The organism is Arthrobacter sp. P1_C12_2 (assembly GCF_056406415.1).
The window spans coordinates 25,486-51,008 of record NZ_JBFUAF010000013.1 but is presented as its reverse complement, the minus strand read 5'-3'; the positions used below and the strand labels follow the sequence as shown (position 1 = coordinate 51,008).

Annotated in this window: 23 protein-coding genes; 10 read left to right on the top strand and 13 right to left on the bottom strand. The window is 64.3% G+C overall.

Going from position 1 to position 25,523, the window contains the following annotated elements; translation table 11 throughout:
* Positions 1-9: 9 nt before the first annotated feature.
* Genes AC1DZQ_RS14590 through AC1DZQ_RS14580 form a run of 3 tightly spaced genes read right to left on the bottom strand, consistent with a single transcriptional unit; the run spans position 10 to position 2,807 of the window.
* A complete protein-coding gene (locus AC1DZQ_RS14590; RefSeq protein WP_476964203.1) occupies positions 10-837 on the bottom strand; it encodes an ABC transporter permease in 828 nt (275 codons plus the stop codon).
* A complete protein-coding gene (locus tag AC1DZQ_RS14585) occupies positions 824-1,711 on the bottom strand; it encodes an ABC transporter permease (RefSeq protein ID WP_476964202.1) in 888 nt (295 codons plus the stop codon). Before AC1DZQ_RS14585 ends, AC1DZQ_RS14590 begins: the two co-directional genes overlap by 14 nt.
* Position 1,712: 1 nt before the next feature.
* The gene (locus AC1DZQ_RS14580) at positions 1,713-2,807 is read right to left on the bottom strand and encodes an extracellular solute-binding protein (protein ID WP_476964201.1); all 1,095 of its coding nucleotides are present in this window, start codon (positions 2,805-2,807) and stop codon (positions 1,713-1,715) included.
* Positions 2,808-3,290: 483 nt separating this feature from the next.
* Between AC1DZQ_RS14580 and AC1DZQ_RS14575 the strand changes: the two genes are divergently transcribed.
* The 3 genes from AC1DZQ_RS14575 (at position 3,291) to AC1DZQ_RS14565 (ending at position 6,831) form a co-directional block, all read left to right on the top strand.
* Complete coding sequence (locus tag AC1DZQ_RS14575; RefSeq protein ID WP_476964200.1) at positions 3,291-4,400, top strand: M20/M25/M40 family metallo-hydrolase; 1,110 nt, start codon at positions 3,291-3,293, stop codon at positions 4,398-4,400.
* 474 nt (positions 4,401-4,874) lie between these two features.
* Positions 4,875-6,137, top strand: coding sequence for an N-acetylglucosamine-6-phosphate deacetylase (locus AC1DZQ_RS14570; protein WP_476964199.1), 1,263 nt, complete (start codon positions 4,875-4,877; stop codon positions 6,135-6,137).
* Between the two features lie 100 nt (positions 6,138-6,237).
* Complete coding sequence (locus AC1DZQ_RS14565; RefSeq protein WP_476964198.1) at positions 6,238-6,831, top strand: NADPH-dependent FMN reductase; 594 nt, start codon at positions 6,238-6,240, stop codon at positions 6,829-6,831.
* Between the two features lie 57 nt (positions 6,832-6,888).
* Here the strand turns inward: AC1DZQ_RS14565 and AC1DZQ_RS14560 are convergent, their stop codons facing one another.
* Positions 6,889-7,707, bottom strand: a complete 819-nt coding sequence (locus tag AC1DZQ_RS14560; RefSeq protein WP_476964197.1) for a GAF domain-containing protein — start codon at positions 7,705-7,707, stop codon at positions 6,889-6,891.
* 455 nt (positions 7,708-8,162) lie between these two features.
* Here AC1DZQ_RS14560 and AC1DZQ_RS14555 point away from each other — a divergent pair, with 455 nt between their 5' ends.
* Positions 8,163-8,624, top strand: coding sequence for a hypothetical protein (locus tag AC1DZQ_RS14555; protein WP_476964196.1), 462 nt, complete (start codon positions 8,163-8,165; stop codon positions 8,622-8,624).
* Positions 8,625-8,771: 147 nt separating this feature from the next.
* On the opposite strand, the gene AC1DZQ_RS14550 is transcribed toward AC1DZQ_RS14555, so the two are convergent.
* The 3 genes from AC1DZQ_RS14550 to AC1DZQ_RS14540 form a co-directional block, all read right to left on the bottom strand.
* The gene (locus AC1DZQ_RS14550) at positions 8,772-11,408 is read right to left on the bottom strand and encodes a GH32 C-terminal domain-containing protein (protein ID WP_476964195.1); all 2,637 of its coding nucleotides are present in this window, start codon (positions 11,406-11,408) and stop codon (positions 8,772-8,774) included.
* Positions 11,409-11,696: 288 nt separating this feature from the next.
* Positions 11,697-11,990 (bottom strand): putative quinol monooxygenase, encoded by a 294-nt coding sequence (locus tag AC1DZQ_RS14545; protein WP_476964194.1) that lies wholly within the window; start codon positions 11,988-11,990, stop codon positions 11,697-11,699.
* 55 nt (positions 11,991-12,045) lie between these two features.
* The gene (locus AC1DZQ_RS14540; protein WP_091564630.1) at positions 12,046-13,044 is read right to left on the bottom strand and encodes a LacI family DNA-binding transcriptional regulator; all 999 of its coding nucleotides are present in this window, start codon (positions 13,042-13,044) and stop codon (positions 12,046-12,048) included.
* 162 nt (positions 13,045-13,206) lie between these two features.
* Here AC1DZQ_RS14540 and AC1DZQ_RS14535 point away from each other — a divergent pair, with 162 nt between their 5' ends.
* The 4 genes from AC1DZQ_RS14535 to AC1DZQ_RS14520 all read left to right on the top strand — a co-directional run bounded on the left by AC1DZQ_RS14535 (position 13,207) and on the right by AC1DZQ_RS14520 (position 17,352).
* Entirely contained in the window at positions 13,207-14,325 is a 1,119-nt protein-coding gene (locus AC1DZQ_RS14535; protein ID WP_476964193.1) for a substrate-binding domain-containing protein, read from the top strand.
* 111 nt (positions 14,326-14,436) lie between these two features.
* Positions 14,437-15,483, top strand: a complete 1,047-nt coding sequence (locus AC1DZQ_RS14530; protein ID WP_028275204.1) for an ABC transporter permease — start codon at positions 14,437-14,439, stop codon at positions 15,481-15,483.
* Entirely contained in the window at positions 15,480-16,274 is a 795-nt protein-coding gene (locus AC1DZQ_RS14525; RefSeq protein ID WP_090955893.1) for an ATP-binding cassette domain-containing protein, read from the top strand. The genes AC1DZQ_RS14530 and AC1DZQ_RS14525 overlap by 4 nt, the downstream gene beginning before the upstream one ends.
* A 100-nt stretch (positions 16,275-16,374) precedes the next feature.
* Positions 16,375-17,352 carry a carbohydrate kinase family protein gene (locus AC1DZQ_RS14520; RefSeq protein WP_476964192.1) on the top strand — a complete coding sequence of 326 codons (978 nt, stop codon included), beginning with the start codon at positions 16,375-16,377 and terminating at the stop codon, positions 17,350-17,352.
* On the opposite strand, the gene AC1DZQ_RS14515 is transcribed toward AC1DZQ_RS14520, so the two are convergent.
* Positions 17,247-17,693, bottom strand: coding sequence for an SDR family NAD(P)-dependent oxidoreductase (locus tag AC1DZQ_RS14515; RefSeq protein WP_476964191.1), 447 nt, complete (start codon positions 17,691-17,693; stop codon positions 17,247-17,249). The genes AC1DZQ_RS14520 and AC1DZQ_RS14515 overlap by 106 nt on opposite strands.
* A 102-nt stretch (positions 17,694-17,795) precedes the next feature.
* On the opposite strand from AC1DZQ_RS14515, the gene AC1DZQ_RS14510 reads away from it, so the two are divergent.
* Entirely contained in the window at positions 17,796-18,452 is a 657-nt protein-coding gene (locus AC1DZQ_RS14510; protein WP_476964190.1) for a M15 family metallopeptidase, read from the top strand.
* A gap of 10 nt (positions 18,453-18,462) precedes the next feature.
* Here AC1DZQ_RS14510 and AC1DZQ_RS14505 read toward each other — a convergent pair whose 3' ends face one another.
* The 5 genes from AC1DZQ_RS14505 to AC1DZQ_RS14485 all read right to left on the bottom strand — a co-directional run bounded on the left by AC1DZQ_RS14505 (position 18,463) and on the right by AC1DZQ_RS14485 (position 25,037).
* Positions 18,463-18,933 carry a pyridoxamine 5'-phosphate oxidase family protein gene (locus AC1DZQ_RS14505; RefSeq protein ID WP_476964189.1) on the bottom strand — a complete coding sequence of 157 codons (471 nt, stop codon included), beginning with the start codon at positions 18,931-18,933 and terminating at the stop codon, positions 18,463-18,465.
* A complete protein-coding gene (locus AC1DZQ_RS14500) occupies positions 18,930-19,163 on the bottom strand; it encodes a hypothetical protein (RefSeq protein ID WP_476964282.1) in 234 nt (77 codons plus the stop codon). The genes AC1DZQ_RS14505 and AC1DZQ_RS14500 overlap by 4 nt, the downstream gene beginning before the upstream one ends.
* Positions 19,164-19,428: 265 nt before the next feature.
* The gene (locus tag AC1DZQ_RS14495) at positions 19,429-21,384 is read right to left on the bottom strand and encodes a glycoside hydrolase family 32 protein (RefSeq protein WP_476964188.1); all 1,956 of its coding nucleotides are present in this window, start codon (positions 21,382-21,384) and stop codon (positions 19,429-19,431) included.
* A 115-nt stretch (positions 21,385-21,499) separates the two neighbouring features.
* Positions 21,500-23,098 carry a glycoside hydrolase family 68 protein gene (locus AC1DZQ_RS14490; protein ID WP_476964187.1) on the bottom strand — a complete coding sequence of 533 codons (1,599 nt, stop codon included), beginning with the start codon at positions 23,096-23,098 and terminating at the stop codon, positions 21,500-21,502.
* A 472-nt stretch (positions 23,099-23,570) separates the two neighbouring features.
* Positions 23,571-25,037 (bottom strand): MFS transporter, encoded by a 1,467-nt coding sequence (locus AC1DZQ_RS14485; RefSeq protein WP_476964186.1) that lies wholly within the window; start codon positions 25,035-25,037, stop codon positions 23,571-23,573.
* 84 nt (positions 25,038-25,121) lie between these two features.
* Here AC1DZQ_RS14485 and AC1DZQ_RS14480 point away from each other — a divergent pair, with 84 nt between their 5' ends.
* Positions 25,122-25,499 (top strand): MarR family winged helix-turn-helix transcriptional regulator, encoded by a 378-nt coding sequence (locus AC1DZQ_RS14480; RefSeq protein ID WP_476964185.1) that lies wholly within the window; start codon positions 25,122-25,124, stop codon positions 25,497-25,499.
* Positions 25,500-25,523 lie beyond the last annotated feature (24 nt).

The window sequence follows — 25,523 nt, the reverse complement described above, 5'->3', positions numbered from 1 at the left end:
CGACTTTCCTTACGTTTGTGCGGACACGGCCAGCGGCAGCATCCGGGTTGAAGAACGGCGCTTGAGGACAAACAAGACCTGCAGCAGGAGCCCGATGGTGGCGACGCTGACCAGCAGGGCTGAGGACACGGCGATCTTCGGAGTCAGGTTGAACTGGATATCCGTGAACATCTTCACCGGCAAGGTGGTGGCCCCCGGGGACTGCATGAACAGGGACATCACCGTCTCATCGATGGAGACCGAGAACGCGAAGAGCGCCCCGGAGATCAGGCCGGGCAGGATGATGGGCAGATACACGTGCCGCAGGACGGAGAGCGGCCCTGCCCCGAGGCTCTGCGCCGACCGGACCAGGGCCGGGTTGAGCCCGGCGAGGCTGGCACGGGTGGTCAGGTACACATAGGGGGTCGCGATGACGGCGTGCGCCAGACCGATGGGAACGATGCTGCCCACCATTCCGATCGAGATGAAGAACTGATAGAACGCCAGTGCGAGCACTACGGTCGGCACGATCATCGGCGCGAGGATCAGACCCACCACTGCGGGCTGGCCAGGGAACTTGCGCCCGTGCAGGCCGATCGCCGCGGTGGCGCCCAGCAGCACGCCGATCACGACGGCGATCGCCGCCGACTGGAGGCTGGCCGTCAGAGCGGAGGTCCAGGCCCGGTCGGCGAAGAATCCAGCCACGGCGGCGAAGGAGATCCCCTCGGGCGGGAAGGTGATGTAGCGGCTGTCGTTCAGCGCGACCGGCACCACAATCGCCGTCGGAATGACGAGGAAAAGGAAGGCCGGGATGGAAAGCAGCGCCAGCAGGCGGTGCTGCGGATTAATTGTCTTCATGATGGCCTCCTGCCTTGAGGACGCGCTGGTAGACGGCTACGAGGATGCTGACCATGACCGTCAGGATGACGGCCAGCGCAGCGGCCCCGGAGAAGTCCGTGAGCTGTCGGGCGTAGTAGTCGATCTGGTTGGCGATCATCATGTCGCCGGGTCCGCCCATCACCACGGGTGTGATGAAGAACCCGGTGCTGATGATGAAGACCAGCAGCCCGGCGGCGGAAATGCCGGGCATGCTCAGCGGCAGCGTGATCCTGCGGAAGACGGACCCTTCCCGCGCGCCAAGGGAGCGGGCCGCGAGCCCGAGCCGGTCGTCGATCGATGTCAGCGAGGAGAAGATCGGGAACACGGCGTACGGCAGGAGACAGTGCACCATGCCGACGATCACGGCGAACCGGTTGTGCAGCAATGGGATCGGCGCACCTGTCAGCCCGATCCCCTGCAGGAATGCGTTCACTATGCCGTTGTCCTGCAGCAGGACCGCCCAGGCGAAGTTCTTCACCAGGATGCCGGTCCAGAACGGCAGGAGCACGACGGCGAACAGGATCACCCGGGTGACGTTGCCGGCCCGCCACAGGACCATGGCGATGATGTAGCCCAGCACCACAGTGACAATGGTGCTCGCCAGGCTGATGGTCAGGGTGTTGACCAGTGCGCGCACCACCAGCGGGTCCTCGAGGACCCGCTGGTAGGCGTTGTCGGCGAAGCTTGCGCCGACCAGTTTGCCCAGCGGCGTCAGGAACAGCACGACGTCGAAGGCAAGGATCGGGGCCAGCAGCAGCCACCAGCCGTTGCGCCGCCGTCGTGGTGCCGCTGCGGCGGCGGGCGGCGCACCGCCGCCCCGGGGCCGCGGACGTTCGAGAGTTGCGTTACTCATCTCAGCTGGCCTGCCAGAGCTTGAACTGCTGCTCGGTCTTCTTCAGGTTCTGCGACCACCACTTGTCGTCGCGGACCAGGATCTTGTCCGCGAGCCGGGGGCTGGTGGGAAGCGTGTCGGCAATTTCCTTCGGCAGCTTGGACAGCGCCGGGGTGTTGGCCAGGGTCAGGTTGGTGACCTTGTCGAACGCTGCGCCGGCCTCGGCGTCGTTGGACATGAAGTTCATCAACTTGAAGGCCGCTTCCTTGTTTTTGGCGCCCTTCGGCACCACGAAGTAGTCGCCTGCGAGGACGGCGTTTTCGGCGGAGAAGTTCAGTTTCGCGCCGTCGTTGCGGGCAGCGTTGATGCGGTTGTTGAAGCTTGTGGAGAGGGAGACCTCGCCGGAGGTGAGCTGCTGGATTGGCTCCTGGTTGGCGGCGTGGTACAGCAGCCGGTCCTTGCCCGGGTGCTGGCCCAGGACCCTCAGGGCCCGGTCGACATCGAGCGGGTAGATCTTGTCGAACGGGACACCGTCGGCAAGCAGTGCGGCTTCCAGTACGGAGCTGTCCGAGAGCTGGTTGTACACCGAGCGCTTGGTGTTGTACTTGCCCTGGTCGAAGAACTGGGCCCAGTCTTTCGGGGCCTGCGCGTCAGAAATGACCTTCTCGTCCCACGCCATGACGAACAGGAAGCTCAGGTACTTGATGCCGTATTCGGCCTTCGCGTAGCCCGGCAGGCCCTTGTCGCTGATGATGTCGTAGTCGAACTTCTCCAGCAGCCCCTCGGCCACGGCCACCTCATACTCCGGCGCCGTGATTTCCACGAGGTCCCACTGCACGTCCCCGGACTGGACCTGAGCTTTGAGCGCGGCCAGGCTGGTGTTGGCCAGCAGCGTCGTCTGGATCCCCGACTGCTTGGAGAACGGGTCCAGGATCGTCTGGGTCAGCTGGTCGTTGTACGAGCCGCCGTAGGACGTGACCGTCACCGTCTTGTTGGCAGCGGCACTTTCGGCGGGCTTCGCCGCGCAGCCGGAGAGCGCCAGACCCGCAAATGGCGTCAGCGCTGCCGCTTTGAGGAGCTGCCGGCGGTCAAAGGGAGTGGAACGGAATGCTGTCATGGGGGGAAGTGCCTCTCATGTACGCGGGCACGCCAAAAGAAGGCGTGCCGGATTGCGGCGTGGTGGGGTGCGGTGCGTGTGATTGCGTGTGGCGCCGTGAAGTGAGAAGAAGTGACAGCGGCGGTTCGCGCGCGCCATCCATTCCACCTGGAGATCTCGAGTCCGCTTTCCGGCGGCTTTTCGGTTTCGCAACTGTAACTGTGAAGTTGCTCACTAGTCAACAGTTGTATTGCTTTAAGAAACTCCGAAATTCCGGACTGGCCCACTCCCCCGGCCGGCGGTTACCCGAGGCACGGTATGCACAGCAAATTCACAGCCGGGGCGCTATCGCAGATACAGCGGCAAGACCGACAATGGTTCGACCTGATAGGAGTATTTGCCGGGCGATGGTGGCCGCGATTTACTGGAGCGTCAGTGGCGAGCGTCTTGACCAGTCGAGCCGGAATCAAGCGAACTTGTACCGACTAGTGATGGGCTCCCAGCATGATCACTCTCCGCAAGCATGTACTCCCCTCGGTCCTAGCCCTGGTCCTGCTCTCGACGTCGGCCTGCACCTCCGGGGTCGCGGCCGGCGCCCCGTCCGGTGGCGCCACGAGCGAATCCGGTGGCGCGACGAGCCAATCCGCCAAACCCGCCAGTCCCAGTGTTGCGGTGCCGCAGCTGGTGCCCGCCAGCACTGTGGACGCGCGCACGGTGCTGGCCGCGTTCAAGTCCCGGGACATGGTGGGGCACATGCAGGCGCTGCAGCGGGTGGCCGATGCCAAAGGCGGAAACCGGGCGTCGGGCACCTCCGGGTATGAGGAATCTGCCCGCTACGTCGAGGAGCAGCTGCGCGCGGCCGGGTACGCGCCGGTGCGGCAGRCCTTCACGTTCAAAGAGGAGGGCCGGCGCGGCAAGACGGTGGAGTCCTTCAACATCCTGGCCGACACCGGCGGCAGTGCCGGGCACACCGTGGTGGTGGGCGCGCACCTGGACTCCGTGCAGGAGGGCCCGGGCATCAACGACAACGGCAGCGGGGTGGCGGCGGTCCTGGAGACCGCGCGGTGGATGAAGGAGGCCGGGATCACGCCGGCMAACCGGGTCCGGTTCGCGTTCTGGGGCGGTGAGGAGGACGGCCTGTACGGGTCCCAGCACTACGTCGACGAGCTSAGYCMGGCCGAGATYGGCCAGACCGCGGCGAACCTGAACGTGGACATGGCGGCCTCGCCCAACGGTGTGCGCTCCGTCCATGACGGGGACGGCACGGACTTCGGCCACGCCGGYCCGGCCGGGTCCAAGGCGATCGAGGACATCTTCTTCCGCTACTTCCAGGAGAACGCGCTGCCCGCCGAGACCACGCCCTTTGACGGCGGSTCCGACTACGATGCCTTCCTCTCGGCCGGCATTCCCGGCGGCGGGCTGTTCACCGGCGATGAGAAGAGAAAGACCCAGGCCCAGGCCCAGTCCTATGGCGGGGCGGCCGGCAAGGACCTCGATCCCTGCTACCACGAGGCCTGCGACACCATCGCCAACACCAACCCGGAACTGCTCCAGGAAATGTCCGGCGCCCTGGCCTACGGCACCGTCGCCTACGCGATGGCGAAGACCGGCTAAACGCCCGGTTTGCCGCTGAGCCCGGACGTCCCACCGAGGAATGCGCCGTGCATTCGTGGGCTTGAGAAAAGCTTGGGCCGGCCAGGTATGCCGTTCCCTCCGGGGCGACGTGCTGGCACACTGGGTGAACTATCGAGTGACTGGGGGGATCCAAGTCAGGAGATCGTTATGGATATTGGGGCATACACGCGCACTTCGGGCCGCCGGGTGGCGGGCAAGCCATGATGGCCGGCTGGGCCTACCTTATGGCGGGGGTCATGACCGTCGACTCGCTCCTGCTCGGAATGATTCTGATGAACGTGACGTGGCCGAAGCGCTGGAAGAAAAACGGCTGAGCTTCCCTGCGAGGGAAGCATCCTCCTCCAGGGCAGCAGGTCAGTGGTGCTGCGGTGGCCCCTGTTGCGGCGAAGCACGGCTAGTCTTCAACTAACCTCCTCCGTCCGCTAACGCCCGGCCACACAGAAACCAGGCACCATGATCCTGCCCCTCAAGGACCGCGAAGCCGCTCCTGCCTACATCCTGCGGGGCGCCCTCTTCACGGACGGTGCCCGCACGCCGGACTGCGTGGTGGCGGTGGAAGGCGGCAGGATCGCCTACGCGGGACCCGGCGGCGGCTTTGACGCCGCCCAATTCCCGGGTGCGGAGGAACTCCCGCTGCCGCCCGGCAGTTCACTGCTTCCCGGGCTTGTTGACCTCCACTGCCATGGCGCCGCGGGCGGCGGGTTCCCGGCCGGGGATGACCGGGCCTGCCGGGCGGCAGTGGACTTCCTGCACCGCAACGGGACCACCACCTTGCTCGCCAGCCTGGTCACTGCCCCGGGCGATGAGCTGGTGCGGTCGCTCGGCGTACTCAAGGTCCTGGCGGCCGAGGGACTGATCGCAGGCGTTCACTCCGAGGGGCCCTTCCTCTCCGCTGCCCGCTGCGGCGCGCAGAACCCCCGCTGGCTCCGGGACCCCGATCCCGATCTGCTCCGGCGGCTGCTGGCGGCCGCCGGCGGAACCCTGCGGAGCATGACTTACGCCCCCGAACTCTCCGGCGCCAGTGAACTGCTCCGGATCCTCACGGACCACGGCGTCACCCCGTCGCTGGGCCACACCGATGCCGATGCCCGCCTGGCGGCCGCCTCGCTGGCGGAAGCCGCGGACCTCATCGGCAAGGCCGCAGCCGGCGGGGCCTTCGGGCCGCAAGCCGGGCCCACGGTGACCCATCTGTTCAACGGCATGCCTCCCCTGCACCACCGGAGTCCCGGACCCGTCGCCGCATGCCTGCGGCTGGCGGCGGCCGGCACGGTTGTGGTCGAGCTCGTCGGCGACGGCGTCCACCTCGACCCGGAGACGGTCCGGATGGTGTTTGACCTGGTCGGAGCCGGGGGCATCGCGCTGGTGACGGACTCCATGGCGGCAACCGGGCTCCCCGACGGCGACTACGAACTCGGCGCCGCGGATGTTGTGGTGCACGACGGCGTGGCCACCCTGAGGAGTAACGGCGCCCTTGCCGGGGGCACGGCGACCCTGCTGGAGGTTGTCCGCGCCACCATCGCGGCGGGCGTGAGCCCTGCCGATGCCGTTATGGCGGCGACCCTGGGCCCGGCTCGTGTCCTGGGCTTGGAAACCGAGATCGGAGGCCTCCGGGCGGGAATGCGAGCCGACATCATCGCCGTTGACCCGGGCTTCGAACTTGTGACCGTCCTGCGCGGCGGACGGATCCTGCCGGACCGTCGGCGCGTCGCGCTTTAGCCCCTGAATCCACGGGGCCGGCGGCGGTTGCGGAAGTTTCGAACCGTCCGGATTGTTGTTGTGAGTGTCGGCAGAAAAAATCTCCGGAGAGGAGCCCGCCATGATCCGCATCGCTATCGTGCTCGGGAGCACCCGGCCCGGGCGCCTCGGAAAGGCAGTCGCCGACTGGGTTAGTTCCCGGGCGTCAGAACGCGGCGATGCCACCTTTGGCGTCCTTGACGTCGCCGATTTCCGGCTCCCGCTTCTCGACGAGCCGCTGCCGCCTTCATTCGGCCGGTACAGCCAGCCCCACACCAAGGTCTGGTCCGAGGCTGTTGACGGATTCGACGGCTACATCTTCGTCACCGGCGAGTACAACCACTCGATCCCCGGGGCACTGAAAAACGCGCTCGACTACCTGTACAAGGAGTGGAACAACAAGGCGGCCGGGTTTGTCAGCTACGGAAGCAGCGGCGGCATCCGCGCCGTCGAACATCTGCGGGCAGTGTCCGCGGAACTGCAGATGGCCGACGTCCGGGCCCAGGTTGCGCTGCCCCTGGCCACGGAGTTCGCCAATTACCGCACTTTCATCCCGACGGCGGCCGCGGAGAAAAGCCTGCAGACCCTGTTTGACCAGGTGATCGCGTGGGCCGGCGCGCTGAAGATCCTCCGGCCGGACCACGCCCACGGGACAGCAGACGCCAGCGCTGCCTGACCGCTGCCTTGGCGGAGCGCGGTTTGCCGTGCCCGCTGGGCGGGCGCCGATGTCCGCCTAGGCCGGAGTTCCCGTCCTGCGCCGCCGTCGACGGATGGGAGGCGTGTCCGCGCCGTGCGGCGCCGCGGCATAGGAACTGGGTAGGGGTTCTTTCTGGACCTGAACGGATTCGGGCACGAGGACATGGACCGTGCCGCCGGCTGATTCGCGCGTAGCGCCACCCGCGACGCTGCGAAGATAGTCAAGGGCCCCCTCTTCGCTAAACCCGTACTCCCGCACCAGCGTTCGCAACGCCAGCCCAGCCAGCGCCCGGGAGAGCTGCGCCGAGGAGAGATCGGCGCTGGTCCCGGACCTCAGCGCCAGCTCCTGGACCAAACGCAGTGCACGGGACACGTAGCGGGCCAGCCGAGCCGCTGCGGTGATGTCTGAGCTGGTGAAGGCGTGCGGCCATGGGGCATAAAGGTTCACCGAGGCCTGGAATACCGCTTGCGGGACCAGAGGAACGGACACGAGGGACCGGACTCCGAAGGCTGCGGCGGCGCTGGCATACCCGGGCCAGCGGCGCTCCAAGGACGTGTCACCCACGAACACAAATTCACCGCTGCGGACGGCCGTGCGGGCCGGCCCGTCGTCGAAGGATCGCTGCGCCTCGTCCGCCGCCCTCGCCGGTGCGCTGCCCGCGGTGAGGGTCAGGGCATCCACGGACCCGAGCAGGGTGATGGCCCAGCTGATCCCGCGGCCGGGACCACCGATGTCGTCGACAAACTCACTCACGGCCTCGCTGAGGAAAGCGCCGACATCCGGGTCGTTGAAGTGCAACTCCCAGAAGGAGGCATGACGATCCTGCCGGCCGTCTCTTGCAGTTCCTTGGGTCATGTTCCACGCTCGAGATCAAAGCACACAGCTCACTGCTAAACCGATGAAAACAGCATACGTCCGGGCGGACACCACTGCGCCACCCCATTTGTCAGAGCCAAGTGCACCGTCGAATCGGTATGGTTTCCCGGCTGTTCCGGGTGAGCTGTTCCCGTGAAAGCGGTGGACCGCGTCAGCTCCGCGGCGGCCCAGGGTAGTTCGAACGTCCCACCCTGAACCGCCCGCCCCGGCTTCAACACCAGTCGCGGAGGACCCGTCCGCCGTGGCAGAACCATTAATACGCGCGTTTTCCCGGTCCCAAAAGGGCCATTGGGCCCGTGCCGGATGGCCCGGCATTTCCGCCACTTTTTCACCCGCGGCGGATGAGGTCCGCGCCCGCGTCCGGGCAGACGATGGAGATGCCCCTCCGATGCTTCAATGCTCGGGGAACAGCCCAGCTGGGAGAGGATCTTCCAATGTCAAGAACGCACGCCATCCTCGTGGGATCAATCGCGCTCGGGACCGCCGTCGCACTGCTCACCGGTTGCAGCCCCACCAGTCCGCCGGCGTCCACCCCGAGCCCCACCGCGGCCATCTCGAGCCCGCCCGCGAGCGTGTCTGAGGTCTGCGCGGCTGTCGATGCCCATGCCGCGGCGCTGGCAAATTTCAAGGCCACGCTGAAGCCGGACGCCACGGTCGGGCAGGTCCACGCCGCCCAAGACCAAGTCACCAAGACCTATGACGATCTGGTCAAAGCGAGCCAGAACCTCGCCCAACAACGGGCGGAGGCCGTCAAGGCCGCCGAAGCGAAGTTCAATGCCGCCGTCGCCGCGGTGCCCAACGACGCCACGTTGACTCAGGCAGCTGATTCCCTGCGGGACGAAGCCTCCAACGTCGAGGCCGCGGTCCGCGACCTCAGGACTGAGGTCAATTGCTAGCTGGCATGCCTGTGACGAAGTTCGTGTTTCAGTCACCGGTACGACGAGCTCACTAAGGACGAGCTGAAGGGATTGCGCCCGGTGCAATACCGTACGCAATCCCTTCAGCTCCAACTCCTTGGGGAGCGGGTCAGGCGGCGAGCCGGGTCACTTCTTTTCCGGGAGAAACATTGCCTTTTCCAGCGGCGTCACGGTGAGTGATTTGAGCTGGGCGATCCCGCCTTCTGAGAAGAGGGCCATCTTGTCGGCTTCGTCGTTGGGGAATACCTGGTCGGTGATGGTCTTCAGACCGTTCTGGGCGAACACCTCTACTGATGAGCGGTCGAGGTAGATCCGCATGGTGATGTTGCCCTGCTTGTCCAAGGTGACGGGGGCGTCCTCGATGGAAGCGAATGCCGGGTGGAACGCGGTGTTGCCGGAGTTGGCGCGGTCAACGAAGAGCTTCTCAGTCGTGGCGTCATAGCCGATGACGGTGGATGATGTTCCGTCGCCCAGCACGGTGATGCCGGATTTCTTGGCCGTGCCCGGAGCGAAGGTGATATCGACCCGTTGGACCTGACCGGAGGCGGCCGCGGGCAGCGGGGTTGTCCCCTCCGCAATGGGGATGATCTTCTTGGTCGAGTAGCTTGGCTTTTGGGCCAGCTTGTCGACCTGCTTTACGGCGCTTTGGGTGAGTCGGGGACCTTCGGGGGTCTGAGTCAGGCTGACCTCGCGGGGAAGTGCCATGGCGCTGCGCCACGGGCTGGTGGGGATGTCGTTCGCGTAGTCCCAGTTGTTCATCCAGCCCAGCATGACCCGCTTGTTATCGGGCATGTTGCTGAAGGACACGCTGGCGTAGAGGTCGCGACCGTAGTCCAGCCAGTCATAGGACTGCAGTCGGCTTGTGGCTGCTGTGGAGCTCGCTATGAACTCGTCAGCGAGGATATGCCCCCAGCCGAATCGGTTGTTGTCGACGACTTTGATTTGTGCCTGTTGGCCAACGAATTCTTTGACATTCCATGACGCCCAATCCAGCGTTTCACTGTCGTTGCCCGTGGCCGTGCGGACCACCTTTCCGTTGACTACCAGATTCACGGTTTCTTCATCGGACCTGGTAACAGCGGCGGTGTCGGTGAGCATGACATGATCCAGAGTCAGGTGTCCCCACCCGCCGGTAGCTTGGTCGACGACCCGCAACTGTGCATTCTGTCCCGCGAATTCGGAGACGTCCCATCCCTTCCAGTTCAGGACCCCGGAATTATCTCCCGCCAGGGAGCGGACCACTTTGCCGTTGATGAGCAACTGGACGGCCAGGATCTGTCCGGAGTCCGCGGGGCGGTTGCCGCCGCCGACCAGCATGCTCATGAAATTCTTGGTGATGGGGAATTCCGGTGATGTCAGGGTGCCCTGCCGGTCATCGCCCGGCGTGGTGCCGGTTTCGAAGGTGTTGATCCGTTTGGCCCCGAGGTAGAAGTCCCCGCCGCTGGTGGCGGGCTGGAAGTTGGGGGTGAGGTCGCCGGTTCCGGTCCAGCCGGTGTCGGCCAGCGATGTCCCGTCGGGAACCTCGAAGCCACCAAACTTGAGCTCTCCCGCGGGCGGGGTGTTGTCCAGTTTGTCGGAGACGCGGGGGTGCTTGCCGCCGCCCACGAGGAAGTTCAGGTAGTCGTCGGTCACGGTGAAGTTAGGTGACCGCATGGACCCGAGCGGCCAGTCGCCGTCGTTGAAGGAGTTGATCAGGCCACTGCCGTCAAAGCCGGTCACGGGGCTCTGGCCGGGAAGGGCGCCGGAGGCCGGTGTGTCACCGAAAGGGCCGTTCTTCCAGTTGCCCGGCTCATTGTTGACGGTCCAGCCGTTGTAGGTTCCGTCGTTGAATCCGGCCAGGACCGTCCCGGGAGGAAGCGTCGCGGCCGGTTTGGTCGTTTCGGAGGTGAAGGTGGTGCCGTCGAAGTTGCCCACGAAGTACTGGCCGGCGGAGCCGCCGGCCACGCCGCCGGGGTTGATGTTGACCACCATGACCCACTTGACGTTCTTCGGGTCGCCGTCCACGGCCAGGGGGAACAGGTCCGGGCACTCCCACTGCCCGCCGGTGGCATTGGCTGGTCCGAATTCACTCAGTGGGGTCCAGTCCTTGAGGTTGGCGGACTTGTAGAGGACGACCTTGTGTTCCGTGGCTTCGACCGCGGTCATGAGCCAGTAGCCTCCTCCTCCTCCTCCTCCTCCGGGTTTGTCGTACCAGGAGACCTTCGGGTCACGGAAGTTGGCGGAGTTTCGGTTCAGCACAGGATTGCCGGAGTACTTGGTCCAGCTCTGGCCGTCATCGAGGCTGTAGGCCAGGGACTGCGCCTGCAGGCCGCGGTGCGCAGAGGCGTCCTTGTAGGCGCTGGTGAAGATCGCGATCAGCGGTGGGTTCTCTTTCGTACCGAAACCGGTCGTGTTGTCCTTGTCCACAACGACGCTGCCGGAGAAGATGTCCTGCTCTGCATCGGTGGAGATCGCCAGCGGCTGCTCCTGCCAGTGGACAAGGTCCTTCGACGTGGCGTGGCCCCAGGACATGTTCCCCCAGGTGTTACCGGAGGGGTTGTGCTGGTAGTACATGTGGTAGACGCCCTTGTAGAAGACGAGCCCGTTGGGGTCGTTCATCCAGTTTTTTGCCGGCGTGTAGTGAATGGCCGGCCGGTAGGGTTCGTCCCCGGGGCCTGACGCGGCCGACGCCGGCAGGGAACCTGCCAGTGCCGCGGCCAGTGTCAGTCCCGCGAGCGTCAGTGCAGAAACGGCATGCGTCCTGCGGGTGGTCGTGTTCTTCATTCGCTTGATTCGCCCTTCGTTGCGCGCGTCATCGGTAGACAACGTTGTCAGCTCGAAGGACACTAAGTGATGTCCATCAGACAAGTCAACGGTTTTGGCAGCTCAGGCAAGAGGCCGCCAGCCGCGCGGCTGAGCCGGGCGAAGCGACGGGCGGGCAGCAGAAAATTCCCTCCCAGCGGTACTGCTGGAAGGGTCCTTTTCCGGTAGCCGGCTCCGTTCAGCCCTCTCCATGGGGTCCCGGACGCAGCAACTCCCGCGACCGTGGATCGGGCTGGATTTGGCTGAAGGCTATTCCACGGGCAGGAGCCAGGTCAGCGCTGACCCGTCGCCTTCGATGTGGCGGGCCAGTTCTTCATTGAATTTGGCGCCGTAGTCGGCGCCGATGTGTTTCTGGAATGCCGCTTCGTCGCTGTAGACCTCGAAGACAAAGTACTCGCGGGGATTCTCTTCCCGCCTATAGGGAAGGAACAGCTCGTTGCCCGGTTCCCTGCGGACATGCTCGGTCAGTTCGAGCATCATTTCCGCGACGCGGGCTTCGCTGCCGGGCTTGACGGTGAACTCGGCGTACAGGGTTTTGGTCATCGTGATCCCTTTCAGGTCAATATGTTCGGCGGACTGTTCAGGAAGTTCCCCGGCGTCAGGCCGGAGGGCGGAGTTCCCCGGAGCCCCTTTGCACCAGCTCAGACGGGACAACATAGGTATGCGGAGGCTGCTGGTCGCCGTCAATTCTGGCCAGCAGTCGCTCCGCTGCCAGCTTCCCGATCCGCTCGGGGTGCTGGGCGATGACTGTCACGCCGGGATCCATCATGTCGGCAAGCGTGAAGTCATCGAACCCTATCAACGCCACGCGTTTGCTTAGCCCGAGCTCTCTCAGGGCACGCATGGCGCCGAAAGTGATGAGGTTCTGACTGGAGAAGATCGCAGTCGGCGGTTCGCCGGCAGTGAGAAGCTCCAACGCGGCCAACCTCGCCGATTCCTCGTCGTGAAGGTTTTCACGGACAGGAACCGTTGAGGTGGGAATGCCCTGCCGGCCAATCTCTTCCAGGAACCCCCGACGGCGTTCCCGCGCGGTCTGGATGTCGGTGCGGTCCCCCAGGTAGGCGAGCCTGGTGTGGCCGCGGCTGATCAGGTGGGCGGCCGCCCTCGCGGAGCCTGCCGCGTTGTCGGTTACGACGGCGTCTGCTTCCACTCCTACAGGTTCCCGGTCAATGAAGACCACAGGCAGGTCACGGGAATGCTCCGGGATCACATACGCTTGGCTCCTGGCGATCGGCGTGAGGATGAGCCCATCGACGCGCCGGCCAAGAAACGCCGCAACGATGGCCTGCTCCCGTTCGGGGTCGTCATCGAGGCTGGCCGCAAAAACCGCGATTCCCCTGGCTCCCAGCGCATCTTCTATTGCCCGGTTGATCTCGCCGCTGAATGGGTTGGAGACACTCGGCAGAAGCAGCCCGACGGAGAGCGTTCGCCTGCCCGCGCGGCGCAGGCTGCCGGCGGCCATGTCCAGCTGGTAGTTGAGTTGTCGTGAAGCGCTGAGCACCTTTTCCCGGGTGGCGTCCGACACGCCAGGTTCGTCGTTGATCACCCGGGACACGGTCTTAATTCCGACGCCGGCAAGGGCAGCCACGTGGCGCATTGTCGGACGACTGGCGGAAAGGGCCTGGCTACGATCGGACATCGTTGTCAAATATATCGCTCCTTCTAAGTTGCATCTATTGACTCTCCGGTGTGATGCTGCTTACATCGTACATGACATCGTTGTCGAGGCCAGTGAGGGCCTCAAACACCAGGAGATTCAATGTTGAGTTCCAAAGCACCCCGTTCAACGGCCACCCGCCTGTTCGCTGCGGGAGCAGTGCTGACCTTGGGAGCGCTCAGTCTTTCAGCCTGTGGTGGAAGTTCCCCGTCCGCCTCATCAACGGGAACCGCGTCCGGTGAAAAGGTCGGCGTCTCGCTGATCGTTAAGACCACGACCAACCCGTTCTTCGTCGCCATGGAAGACGGGGCGAAGAAGGCCGCCGCGGCCGAGGGCGTGGACCTGAAGCTGGCTGCCGGCAAGGCTGACGGCGACGAGGACACCCAGATCCAGGCCATCGAGAACGCGATCTCCAAGGGCGACAAGGGCATTCTGATCACCCCCAACGGCCCGTCTGTAGTGGATGCCCTGAAAAAGGCCAAGGATGCCGGCCTGTTCGTCATCGCCCTGGACACGCCGCCGGACCCGGCCGACGCCGCTGACATCACGTTCGCGACCGACAACTTCGCCGCGGGTGAGCTGATCGGCAAGTGGACCGCGGCCCAGCTGGAGGGGAAGAAAGCGACCATTGCCCTCGTCGATCTTTTTGACGACAAGGTTGTCTCGGTTGACTACAACCGGGACCAGGGCTTCCTCACGGGACTGGGCATCGACACCGCGGACAAGAAGAAGAACGGTGACGAGGCCAAGACCGGAAAGTACACCGGCGGTAAGGGCGGCGACTACGAGATCGTCGGCAGCCAGGCCTCCCAGGGCGCCGAGGACGGCGGCCGCACCGCCATGGAAACCCTCCTGTCCAAGAACCCGAACATCAACGTCGTCTACACCATCAACGAACCCGCCGCGGCCGGCGCTTTCGAGGCCCTGAAGGCCGCCGGCAAGGAAAAAGACGTCCTGGTGGTTTCGGTGGACGGCGGCTGCCCCGGCGTCAACAACGTCAAGTCCGGAGTCATCGGTGCCACGGCGCAGCAGTACCCGGTCAAGATGGCCGAACTGGGAGTGAAGGCCATCGTTGACCTCGCCAAGACCGGCCAGAAGCCGGCCAACTCACCGGGGCTTGACTTCTACAACACCGGCGTCGAGCTTGTCACGGACAAGCCGGCCGACGGCGTCAAGAGCATCACCACCACCGAGGCCTCCGACATCTGCTGGGGAAAGTAACCACCCAGCTTCACTGCGGGCGGGGAGGCCGGAGTTCGCTATCGGCCTCCCCGCACTTCATCTACCGAGCTAGCCCGCCCTAGCAACCATCACCGAAGATCAGGACCAATCGTGACCCAGCAACAGACCGCCGGACCGCCCAGCGCCGGGCAGGCCGACCTGGCCGAGGAATTCCTCGACCGCCAGACACCGCTTAGCCGGATACGCAATATCCTCCACCGTTACCCCGCCGTCAGCCCCGCCCTCGTGCTTCTCATCGCAGTGGTGGTGTTCAGCCTCCTCAATGAAAGGTTCCTGCGGGTTGAAAACCTCTCCCTGATCACCCAGCAGGTCTCCGTCGTCGGCACCCTGGCCATCGCCCAGACCCTCATCATCCTTACGGCAGGCATCGACCTTTCCGTCGGGGCCGTGATGATCCTGTCCTCCATGGTCATGGCCCAGCTCGCCGTCAACAACGGAATACCCGCGCCTCTCGCCCTGCTCGCCGGCCTGGTCGTCGGACTCGCCGCCGGAGCCCTGAACGGATTCCTGGTCACCAGGTTCCGGCTCCCGCCGTTCATCGTCACGCTCGGAACGCTGAACATCTTCATCGCCTTGACACTGCTCTACTCCAACGGAGCGACCGTGCGCGGCTCGGCCATGCCGCCCCTGCTGACCTGGACAGGAACCACCTTCCCGGTGGGCCCGGTCAGGATCTCCACGGGCGTCGTCATGATGCTCCTGCTCTACATCGCGGTCGCCTTCATCCTGGGCAAGACGGCCTGGGGCCGGCACGTTTACGCCGTGGGCGACGACAAGGAAGCCGCCCGCCTGGCCGGGATCCCGGTAAACCGTGTCCTCATGAGCGTCTACCTCGCAGCCGGCGCCGTCCTGGCCGTCGGCGCCTGGATCCAAATCGGACGCACCAACGCAGCCAGCCCCAACGGCGGCGTAGACCTGAACCTGGACTCCATCACCGCCGTCGTCATCGGCGGAACCAGCCTCTTCGGCGGCCGCGGTTCCGTCTGGGGAACCCTCCTCGGCGCCCTGATCGTCGGAGTCTTCCGCAACGGCCTCTCGCTCGCCGGGCTGGACGTGCTCTACCAGACCCTCGCCGTGGGCGTCCTGATCATTGTTGCCGTGTCCGTCGATCAGTGGATCCGAAAGGTCAAGTCATGACCATGACAGAATTTGAAGCCCCCCACGTCGCCACCCGCGAGCCCATCCTGCAGGCCCGCAACCTCGTCAAGACCTTCGGCCGTGTCGTGGGACTGGACGGCGTCAGCCTGGATCTGTACCCGGGTGAAGTCCTGGCGATCATTGGCGACAACGGTGCAGGCAAATCAACCCTGATCAAGTGCCTCACCGGCGCCGAAGTTCCCGACACAGGAGAACTCTTTGTGTCGGGACAGCAGGTGCACTTCAAGCGGCCGCAGGACGCCAGGGTCCACGGCATCGAAACCGTGTACCAGAATCTGGCGGTCTCACCGGCGCTGGACGTCGCCTCCAACCTGTTCCTGGGCCGGGAGGAACGGCGTGCAGGACTCCTCGGGAGCGTGTTCCGGATGCTCGACACCAAGGGCATGCGCACGAAGGCCAAGGATGAGCTGACCCGGCTGGGAATCTCCACCCTCCAGGACGTCACAGTGCCGGTGGAGAACCTGTCCGGCGGCCAGCGCCAGGCTGTCGCTGTGGCCCGCGCCGCGGCATTCGGTTCAAAGGTGGTCGTGTTGGACGAGCCGACGGCGGCACTCGGCGTCCGGGAATCGAACCAGGTCCTGCAGCTGGTCCGGGACCTCCGGGACCGGGGTCTGCCAGTCATCCTGATCAGCCACAACATGCCCCACGTGTTTGATGTAGCGGACAGGATCCACATCCAGCGCCTCGGCAAATGCGCTGCCACCATCACCCCGCAATCACACACCATGACCGATGCAGTTGCGATCATGACCGGTGCAGCCACCGCCTGATCACCTGCTGCCCCTACTTTCAGTCCGCGGACCGGTCACGGTCCGCGGACTGATGCACCTCGGACAGGCCCCGACATCAGCTTCCCACGAGAGACACACCATGGATTACCTCAAAACAGCCCGGCCCTGCGCTCACCATTCCCTCGACGTCATGGTCGTAGGCGAAGCGCTGATTGACGTGGTCACAACGTCACACGACACAGTGGAACACCCGGGCGGCTCACCGGCCAATGTCGCCTACGGACTTGGCCGCCTGGGCGTGACCACAGGTCTGCTCACGGCCATTGCCCCGGACGCGCGGGGAGACTCTATCGAAAACCATCTCCGCAGCGCGGGAGTCGTACTTCTGCCCGGATCAAGATCCCTCACCCGGACAGCATCGGCAACAGCAACCCTTGAACCGGACGGCTCCGCCAGGTACGACTTCGACATCATCTGGGACCTTGCGCCAGCAGCCCCCGCCTACGTCCCCAAAATACTGCACACCGGTTCCATCGCCACTTTCCTCGAACCCGGCGCCGGCGCCGTGAGATCACTGCTCGAACAGACACACAGAGACTGCATGATCACCTACGATCCCAACATCAGGCCAGCCCTGCTCGGCAGCCATGCAGAAGCGAAGGCCACCTTCGAAGAGCTCGTGCCACTAACCGACGTCGTCAAACTCAGCGACGAAGACGCCCAATGGCTATACCCGCAAAAAAGCCTGGACGAAACCGCAGCCCACATCCTTGGTTTGGGCACCGGACTTACCGTCATCACCAAGGGCGCCGAAGGCTCACAATTCACCACTTCCGCCGCTAACATCAGCATTCCTGCCGTGAAGTCCAAAGTTGCCGACACCATCGGCGCCGGGGACTCCTACATGTCCGCCCTGATCCTGGGCTTTCTCACCCGAGGAACCGAAGGCTTCGCCCCAGCTGTCTTGGAGCAGCTTGGACACACCGCAGCTGCAGCCGCGGCCATTACCGTTCAGCGCCCGGGAGCGAACCCCCCGACCCTGGAAGAACTCGACATCGCCGTCGAAGCCCATCCCTTGGCCCAATACGCCGGCGCCCGAAGCACGTCGTCAAAATAACCGGTTGCCATATGCCTGGAATCAACCCGAATCAGATCGGCCAGTTCCGCACGGGAGGCGTGGCGGGGCCGGGTGACCATATAGGCGACGCCGTCGGCGATGTCCTCGGGCGCGAGCACTTCGGTCTGTTCATAGAAGGGGTCGATCATTTCGCCGCGGACGTCGGGCTTGTTGTGTGAACCGAGCTCGGTGTCGACGCCGCCGGGTTGCAGGACGCCGACCCGCACGTGCCGCCGAGTGACTTCCTGACGGAGGGATTCGGTGAATCCGTTGACGCCGAACTTGGTGAGGTTGTAGACGCCATAGTGGCCGAAGGGGCGGAACCGTCCTCCGTTGACCATCTAAAGCGTTCAAACCTCGACCACGGCCCTGCATACCGGTAGAGTTCCCGCATCTGTTCCGGACACTTCTTGGGGGCCATCGTGCTTAAGGGAATCAGCAGGATGACAGGTGCTGTGGCGGGGCTGGTGCTTTCGCTCGGCATGATCGCACCATCGGTGACGGCAGTGGCCGCGGTGGGCTACGACTTTGATTCTGCCTCCAGCCTGCAGGTGGTGGTCAACAAGCACCGGCAGCTGAACCCGGCCGCTTATGTGCCGGGGCAGCTGGTCAGAGTCCAGGGGGAACGGTTGCGGGCGCAGGCCGCGGACGCCTACAAGCAGTTTGCCAAAGCCGCCAAGGCGGCCGGCGTGAACATCCTGCCGATCAGCGGCTACCGTTCGTTCAGCGAGCAGGCCAGCCTCTATGACAGCTACGTGCGCCAGTACGGACAGGCGACGGCGGATACCCTTGCCGCCCGGCCCGGCTACAGCGAACACCAGACCGGCCTGGCGATGGACATCGGCAATGCCAGCGGAATCTGCGCCCTGCTAGCCTGCTTCGCAAATACCCCGGCAGGCCAGTGGGCGGCTGAACACGGCTGGGAGTACGGATTCATTATCCGATATCCGGCCGGGGCAGGGGCCACTACCGGCTACACCTACGAGCCATGGCATCTGCGCTATGTGGGACGGGCCATCGCCGAGGATATGCAAAGCACCGGGATTACCACCCTTGAGAAGTACTTCGGCCTGGAAGCGGCCCCGGATTATCTCCAATAAGAGAAGGCCATCATTCGAATCCGGCACGGGTAGCGTCGTCCAGGGGGCTCCACCAGGTCAGCGGTGGTGTGATGGTGAAGCGGCGGCCGGTGATGGACGTCGGAACGATCCGGATGAAGTGGTCTTTGCGGCCGGCTTCCCAGGGAAAGAGGAACAGTCCAACGGTGACGAGGACATCTTCGACCAGACTTATGGTTGTGGCTTGTCCTTTCACCACCACGCTCCACGCGACGCCGGATTCCGCATCGACACCGTCAGCTTCCAGCGCAACGGGGGTCTCGCCCAATGCGGCATGCAGTTTGGTTCCGTCTCCGGTTCGGAAGACCAAAGTTCCGTGATCGACCTTGTAGTTGATGGGAAAGATGTCAGGATGGTCTCCCATCCAGACGGCGAGATGGCCTACCGATACGCGACGCAACAGCTCCCAGCACTGGTGGGATTCGAGGACTTCCGTCTCTGGTGCTGATGGTTTATTCGTCATGTTGCCGACGATACGCCTGCGGCTTCGGCTTCGCGTGCCTTGAACTGGATGAACTCCCTGTCCTCGTCGGTGAGCACGGCTTCGCCATGCATGTCGACGTCGGCGTTTTCGCTCGTTTCCTTGTTGAAAACTGCCGTCAGGGTACGGGGCAGGACCATGCATCCAGGGTTGTTCATCAGCCACTGCTGGGTGGTGGGATCGAGCCGGTTCCATTGTTCCTTGATGTGCATTTCAATCACTGCTGCCTCTCAGGCATCGGTTCAACGAAAAACCTGTCAGGCTTTTCAGACAGGGGAATGCGTGCGATGCCGTCGTGCTGGATTGGTGTTGGAGGGGCATTTATGTCGACAAGACGGAATCCCCCACCGAAGTCCACTCCTCCTATCAACCCTACGTGTTCCAGGATCGAATGGACCGTCCGTCAACGTGACAAACTGAAATCTCGTAGCCCCGTTCCGTTGGAACCCCGCCCATCACGAGTTGCTGCCCCACTGCTCAGTGCGTCGAGGCCAACCGCCGGTAGCTGAAGGACTTCAGCGTCAGCGTGCCCCCCGCCGTCGCGGCTTTGATGCTCGGCGTCCCTGCGGTGGGAAAAACGAGCGACGTCATGGTCTTTTCCCCGCCGTTGATGAAAACCTCCACCGAGCTGTAGTCGACGAAAATCGACAGCTCCACCTTCCCGTCACGCGCCGGACTGACTGCGCGTCGCGATGCCCGATAGTCCGGACTGAGTTCGGCCTTGCCGGTGGCGGCAGCATCGGCATCGCGGGTGATGAATGCCGATTCGTCGGCAAAGTCATATCCGACCGTCGCGAACGTTCCCCCGTCGCTTCCGAGCTCGATCCTCGCAACGGAACCGTCGTCGTCCGCCGTCCGTTCAAGAGTCACATCGAGCCGGTACGCCCCGCCCTCCGGAGCCGGCAACTGTCCTGCGCCATCCTGTGTCATTCGGCGTTCCCCGGTTGTTGCCACCGGGCCTTCAATGGACTTCATGGCGGCGGAGGGGTTCGACACAAGGGTCGACTTTCCCGCGATTGTTTCCAGCCGGATGTCGCGCACAATGGAGTCGGCGCCGCCGTGCCAGTCCTCGGTGGGCAGCTGCCGGGCGTACGCCCAGTTGTTCATCCACCCGATGGCGTGCCGGGAGGACATCCGCTGGCTTTCGGTGAGCCTCGGATCGTCCCACGTCACGGCGGCGTAGAAGTCGGAGCCGGCGTCGAGCCACTGGTGCGGCTCGCCGGACGGGGTGAATCTGGTTCCGTCCCATTCGCCAGTCCAGTAGGCAACGCCCGTGGTGAATCCCTCTTCGCTGCCGTTGGCGCTGGCGGCAAGGACCCAGGTCCGTTTGGCTGGATCACCGTCAAGATCCAGCTGGAAGAGGTCCGGGCATTCGAGGGTGCCCAGGCCGGTGCGTTCGACGCCCGAGGCGTAGCGCCAGTTCTTCAGGTCCGGCGAGGTGTACATGCCGATTTTGTCGCCTTCGGCCAGGGCCATCACCCATTGGCCGTGGGCTTCATCGCGGATGATCTTAGGATCCCGCCAGTTCGGTTCGCCGGGGTTTTCCATCACCGGGTTCTGCGCATATGCGGTGAAGGAGTATCCGTTGTCGGTGGAATAGAACAGGGATTGCCGCTGGACGCCCTGGTCCCGTTGCGTCATGACCGCGACGACGGCGTCTTTGCCAAAGCCGGCCGAGTTGTCGTGGTCCACCACGGCGCTTCCGGTTTCGATGTCCCCGAGTCCGTTTTTGTACTTGGCGACCGCCACCCCCTCGTCCTTCCAATGCACCAGGTCTGTGCTGGTCAGGTGGAACCACTCGGTCCCGTTCTCCCTCGGGTACCCGGCGTTGTAGAGGTAGTAGTAGTGCCACACGCCGTCCAGCAGGATGGGACGCTGCGGATCATTCATCCAGTTCTTCCCGGGCGTGATGTGATAGCCCGGCCGGAACTCGGATGCCCCCTCGGGCCGGTCGAAAGCTGAAACCGCGGGCGCCGACGTCTGCCGTGAAATACCCAGATCGGCGAGCATGGACTCGACTGCCTCGGGGCTCATGCACTCCGGGCGAACCACCTCACCTGATCCTGCACGGACCACCCGGTCCTCCACGCTGGACATGACCTCGACGTCGTCTCCGATCCGTGCGGCTGCCACCCACCCGCCGGGGCATTCGATGCTCCGCAGGTCCGCCACACCCTCGGTCCGGATCGGATGCGCCAGCTCCTCAAGAGTGCGGTCGCCACTGCTGAGCCAATAGGAGCCGTAACGCCCGTGGGATTCGTTGGCTTCGGTCTGGGCGTCGGCGATGCCCCGGAGCGCCTGCTCGGCCTGGCTCTGGGCGCCCTGGCTCTGGGCAGCCGGACGGGATCCCGTCGCAGGGACCAGCGCCAGCGCGACAAGAACAGCCGCGGCCGCTGCTGCCACCACAATCCAGATCGTCCGAAGGTTTTTCATGATTCAACATTCCTGGTTTCTGGCGGAAGCCATCCCGCCCCATCTATGGCCTGTATATGCCGAGGACGGAAGCGCCTGGAATTCCGGGCACTTCCGCCTCGTGACTGCCTACTGACTACTTGTAAAGGCCGGCACCGCCGACTTTGAGGTTCGTGGGCAGGTACCCGAACGGGCCCAGGCCGTTCTGGCCGAAGCTGCGGTCAACTGCGGAAACACCGTTGCGGAAGTTGATCTTCACAGTGGGCGAGAGGGACCCGCCGCGGACACCGTTGACGTTGTCGATGAAGGACTGCACCAGACCGCCGGGCTGCACGTAGTGCGAGTAGGCCTGGAACTGGCGGCCGTTCTGGAGGGGATTCGGTCCTTCGGGCGCGTTGGCCGGCATGTTCAGGTCCGTGGGGGAAGCCAGAGCCAGGCCGCTGTTGTTCATCGGCTGGTAGTCGGAACGGACACCGTTGCCCACGAAGCCGTAGACGCCGTCGGGGCCACGCATTCCGTCAGCGTAGGTGAACTGGTGGCTGATGGTGAACAGGTAGTACTTGTTCTTGCCGCCCTCGTTCTGGATGAAGATCTGCGGGCGCTCGGTCTGGTCGTTGACGCAGTTGGCGGACAGGATCGGCGGCAGGAAGTGCCACTTGGTCAGGTCCTTGTTGTCCGCGACGGCCAGGCCGACATTGGCGGTCTGGAACCAGGAACCGGTCGTGGTGTTAACAGTGTTCGTGGTTTCGGCATGCGGATCGCCGGGCTGGTAGCCCAGGTCCTCGTCCTTGCACTTGTAGTCGCCGCGCTTGCCGCCGGTGTTGCCTTCGAAGACCATGAAGGTCTTGCCGGGTTGAGCCGGGTCCGCAAACGTGTACGGGTCCCGGAAGGCAAAGCCCGGGTTCTGGGCCTTGTTCTGGTACATGACACCGTCGGGCTCGAGGAGCTTGGTGTGCTCGAAGCCGTCGAAGCTCACGCCGTTCTGGTCCGCGTGGATGTTGCCCAGCGCCTTGGCGATCACGGCATCGGGGGCGATTCCGCCGCCGCCGGCGTTGCGCTCGGCAACGTCGTAGAACGTGGTTGCCGTGTAGAAGACGTTGACGTGGTTCCCCTGCATGAGACGGGTGGAACCGGACCATTCGGTGTTGCCGATGGAGGTGTTGTCCAGGAACAGGTGTCCGCCGTAGTTCCACTTGTCCTTGGCCGGGTCGGCGTTGGTCTTGCGGAAGAAGTAGCCGATCCGTGCGTTCCAGTGCCGCTGGTCGAAGCCGTATCCGGCGTGGCGGTCGGCAACGAGTGAGAAGATGACGTCCCAGCCCTTGTAGCTGATCTGGTTTGCGTTCTCGTCGGTCAGGGACCAGGTGTCCCAAACCCACACGTCGTCGTTCATGGCCGGGAAGTCCTGCGGGATTTCCGGCATGGTGACGTTCGGGCTCATGGAGTTCTGGCCCGGGGACACGGCGGTGCTGCTCTGGGCCATGATCTGCTTGGCATCCGCACGCGTCCACTTGGAGGTGAAGGCCGCGGCCGGATCGAAGGCCTGCTGGGTGTGCTTCGTGGGCAGGGGGAAGCCGGGCGTCGGAGCCGGCATCTCCCCGCTGCTCGGCGGATCCGAGGGCGTGTTTGCCTGCGCCGACGGAACGGAAAGGAAGACGGAGGCCGCCACGGCCGCCGCCAGTGCTGCGGCGACAGAACGCCACCGCAGCTTCCGGGGTGTATTGGGGTGCTCGTGCATTTTTGCTCTTCTCGCGGAGTTGAGACCATTCGTGGAAGACGGGCGTGTGCCCTCATTCCCCGAAACTCCGACAGCCCCGATGACACCGCAGGCGTCATCGAGGACGCCATTGTGTCGAGGGGGCGGGACCTCGGTAGGGCCCCGCCTAGTGGCCCGGGAGGGTGCTGATTCCCCGGACGTTCATCACCGTAGACAGTGCTGGCGAGGATTCAAAACCACATTTCGGACGCCAAAGAGGCTCAGAACGCGCCAAATGTAAGCGCTTGCACAAGACTACGCGCGCGTGCCATGACTCAAAGATTGAGTCAAATGTTTCCTAAAAAATATGCTTTATTTACCAAGTCGCAGGCTGTTCATCCGCTTGTTGCGCCGCAGGCGCCCGCCGTTCAGCCCGACCACGGCGGATTGGCCATCGCGAACCAGAGCCCTCGGCGTAGGCCGAGGGCTCTGGTTGGAAGTCACATCCGGGCGGTCAGTGTTCTGCTGCCACCCGTTTTCGGCTCCGCGAGGGTGCCGCGGCGATGAGCAGGGCTGCAAGCGCCACTGCCGCGCTCAGGATCAGGCCCGGGCGATACTGTTCCAGCATGGCCGCCGCACCCAGGCCAGTGCCGCCGCCGGACGCGTTGCCGTGACCGCTGACCATGGCGGTGGTGACGGCGAGAACCAGTGCGGCCCCCACCTGGGTGCTGGTCTGGATCAGGCCGGCCGCCAGACCCTGTTCAGAATTCCGGATGCCCGCGGTGGCCTGGACGTTGATTGATGGGAACGCCAGGGCGAAGCCGACGCCCAGCAGCAGGACGGAGGGGAGAATGTCCGTCACGTAGTTGGGCGAGGTGCCCACCCGCAGGAACAGCAGGTAGCCGAGCGTCAGCGAGGCCAAACCGGTCAGGATCAGCCGCGGGGCGCCGAACTTGTCGATGAGCCGGTCGGCGAAAGGTGCACTCGAGGCCACCAACAGGCCCGTGGGAAGAAGGGCCAGGGCCATGCCGAGGGGGCTCCATCCCAGCACGGACTGCAGGTAGAGCGTGAGGATGAACTGGAAACTCAAATATGAGCCGAATAACCCCACGGCGCTGAGGTTCGCCCGCGCCACCCAGCCTTCCCGGAGGATGCTGAACCTGATCAGGGGGTGCCTGACGCGGTTCTCGATCACCGCGAAGGCTGCCAGCACTGCTGCGGAGGCCACGAATCCGGCGATAGTTGCCACAGATCCCCAGCCATTCCCGGGTGCTGAAACGAGCGTGTACACGAGCCCCAGCATGCCGGCGGCGAGCGTGACGGCGCCCCAGACGTCGTGCCCACTGTCAGGATCCCGGCCGGTGGCGTTGTCCCGGGGGATGTATTTCAGGCCAAGAATCACGACGGCGACCGCCACCGGCACCGAGACCAGGAAGGTCCAGCGCCAGCTCATCGCGGTCATCAGGCCTCCGACGACCAGACCGAGTGAGAAGCCGCTTGCGCCGAAAGTGGTGAAGATGGACACGGCCCGGTTGCGTTCGCGACCTTCCGCGAAGTTGGTGGTGATGATCGAGAAGCCGGCAGGAGCGGTGAACGCGGCGGCAAGGCCCTTCAGGAAGCGGGTGGCGATCAGCAGGGCGGGGTCGTCCACCAGGCCGCCGAGGAGAGAAGCCGCGGCGAAGACGCTGAGCGCGATCAGGAAGATGCGCCGCCGGCCGAGCAGATCGGCCATCCGGCCGCCGAGCAGAAGAAGACTTCCGTAACCGAGCACGTAGGCGGAGACGATCCACTGGAGGGACTCGGTTCCAAGGTGAAGTTCGGTCCCGATGGAAGGCAGCGCCACACCGACCATGGATACGTCCAGCGCGTCCAGCGCCAAAACGGTGCACAGGACGAGGAGAAGCATCCACTGCGCACGTGTCCAGTGGACGGGAGCAAGCCGTTCGCCGGCAGGCCTTTGAAGAGTGGAAGTTGAGGTCATGCCACCAATTTATATGACCCGTCATTGAATGACAAGGAATATTATGACGTGGACTTTTAATTCGTCATGAACTAGAATTTCGGCATGGCAACACCGCAGGACCGCCAGCTGGTAGAGCAATGGCGCAGCATCCAGACCACGTACTTTCGCACTGCGGGGGCGATCGACCGTGCCCTGGAGTCGCGGTTCAACATCGGCCTGACTGAGTTTGAAATCCTGGATCTCGTGGCCGAAAGCGAAGATGCAGCGTGCCGGATGAAGCAGCTGGGTGAGCGCACCCCCATGACCCAGAGCGCCATGTCCAAGGTGGTGGATCGCCTCGACAAGGCCGGGCTCATTTCCCGCCGCTCCTGCCAAGATGACCGGCGCTCACTCTTTCTGGAACTCACCGACGCCGGCCGTGCACTCCACCGGGCAGCCGCGATCGAACACCGCGCCCTGCTCAAGGAAAACCTGGCCTGAGACGTCGCCACAAGATTGCCGCGG

Excerpts from the sequence above, each read along its gene's own strand:
- AC1DZQ_RS14525 (WP_090955893.1), top strand. The coding sequence starts at position 15,480 with ATGACCATGACAGAATTTGAAGCCCCCCACGTCGCCACCCGCGAGCCC.
- AC1DZQ_RS14515 (WP_476964191.1), bottom strand. The coding sequence starts at position 17,693 with ATGGTCAACGGAGGACGGTTCCGCCCCTTCGGCCACTATGGCGTCTAC.
- AC1DZQ_RS14535 (WP_476964193.1), top strand. The coding sequence starts at position 13,207 with ATGTTGAGTTCCAAAGCACCCCGTTCAACGGCCACCCGCCTGTTCGCT.
- AC1DZQ_RS14590 (WP_476964203.1), bottom strand. The coding sequence starts at position 837 with ATGAAGACAATTAATCCGCAGCACCGCCTGCTGGCGCTGCTTTCCATC.
- AC1DZQ_RS14490 (WP_476964187.1), bottom strand. The coding sequence starts at position 23,098 with ATGCACGAGCACCCCAATACACCCCGGAAGCTGCGGTGGCGTTCTGTC.
- AC1DZQ_RS14480 (WP_476964185.1), top strand. The coding sequence starts at position 25,122 with ATGGCAACACCGCAGGACCGCCAGCTGGTAGAGCAATGGCGCAGCATC.
- AC1DZQ_RS14545 (WP_476964194.1), bottom strand. The coding sequence starts at position 11,990 with ATGACCAAAACCCTGTACGCCGAGTTCACCGTCAAGCCCGGCAGCGAA.
- AC1DZQ_RS14485 (WP_476964186.1), bottom strand. The coding sequence starts at position 25,037 with ATGACCTCAACTTCCACTCTTCAAAGGCCTGCCGGCGAACGGCTTGCT.
- AC1DZQ_RS14560 (WP_476964197.1), bottom strand. The coding sequence starts at position 7,707 with ATGACCCAAGGAACTGCAAGAGACGGCCGGCAGGATCGTCATGCCTCC.
- AC1DZQ_RS14505 (WP_476964189.1), bottom strand. The coding sequence starts at position 18,933 with ATGACGAATAAACCATCAGCACCAGAGACGGAAGTCCTCGAATCCCAC.
- AC1DZQ_RS14495 (WP_476964188.1), bottom strand. The coding sequence starts at position 21,384 with ATGAAAAACCTTCGGACGATCTGGATTGTGGTGGCAGCAGCGGCCGCG.
- AC1DZQ_RS14580 (WP_476964201.1), bottom strand. The coding sequence starts at position 2,807 with ATGACAGCATTCCGTTCCACTCCCTTTGACCGCCGGCAGCTCCTCAAA.
- AC1DZQ_RS14540 (WP_091564630.1), bottom strand. The coding sequence starts at position 13,044 with ATGCGCCACGTGGCTGCCCTTGCCGGCGTCGGAATTAAGACCGTGTCC.
- AC1DZQ_RS14570 (WP_476964199.1), top strand. The coding sequence starts at position 4,875 with ATGATCCTGCCCCTCAAGGACCGCGAAGCCGCTCCTGCCTACATCCTG.
- AC1DZQ_RS14550 (WP_476964195.1), bottom strand. The coding sequence starts at position 11,408 with ATGAAGAACACGACCACCCGCAGGACGCATGCCGTTTCTGCACTGACG.
- AC1DZQ_RS14510 (WP_476964190.1), top strand. The coding sequence starts at position 17,796 with ATGACAGGTGCTGTGGCGGGGCTGGTGCTTTCGCTCGGCATGATCGCA.
- AC1DZQ_RS14520 (WP_476964192.1), top strand. The coding sequence starts at position 16,375 with ATGGATTACCTCAAAACAGCCCGGCCCTGCGCTCACCATTCCCTCGAC.
- AC1DZQ_RS14555 (WP_476964196.1), top strand. The coding sequence starts at position 8,163 with ATGTCAAGAACGCACGCCATCCTCGTGGGATCAATCGCGCTCGGGACC.
- AC1DZQ_RS14585 (WP_476964202.1), bottom strand. The coding sequence starts at position 1,711 with ATGAGTAACGCAACTCTCGAACGTCCGCGGCCCCGGGGCGGCGGTGCG.
- AC1DZQ_RS14565 (WP_476964198.1), top strand. The coding sequence starts at position 6,238 with ATGATCCGCATCGCTATCGTGCTCGGGAGCACCCGGCCCGGGCGCCTC.
- AC1DZQ_RS14500 (WP_476964282.1), bottom strand. The coding sequence starts at position 19,163 with ATGCACATCAAGGAACAATGGAACCGGCTCGATCCCACCACCCAGCAG.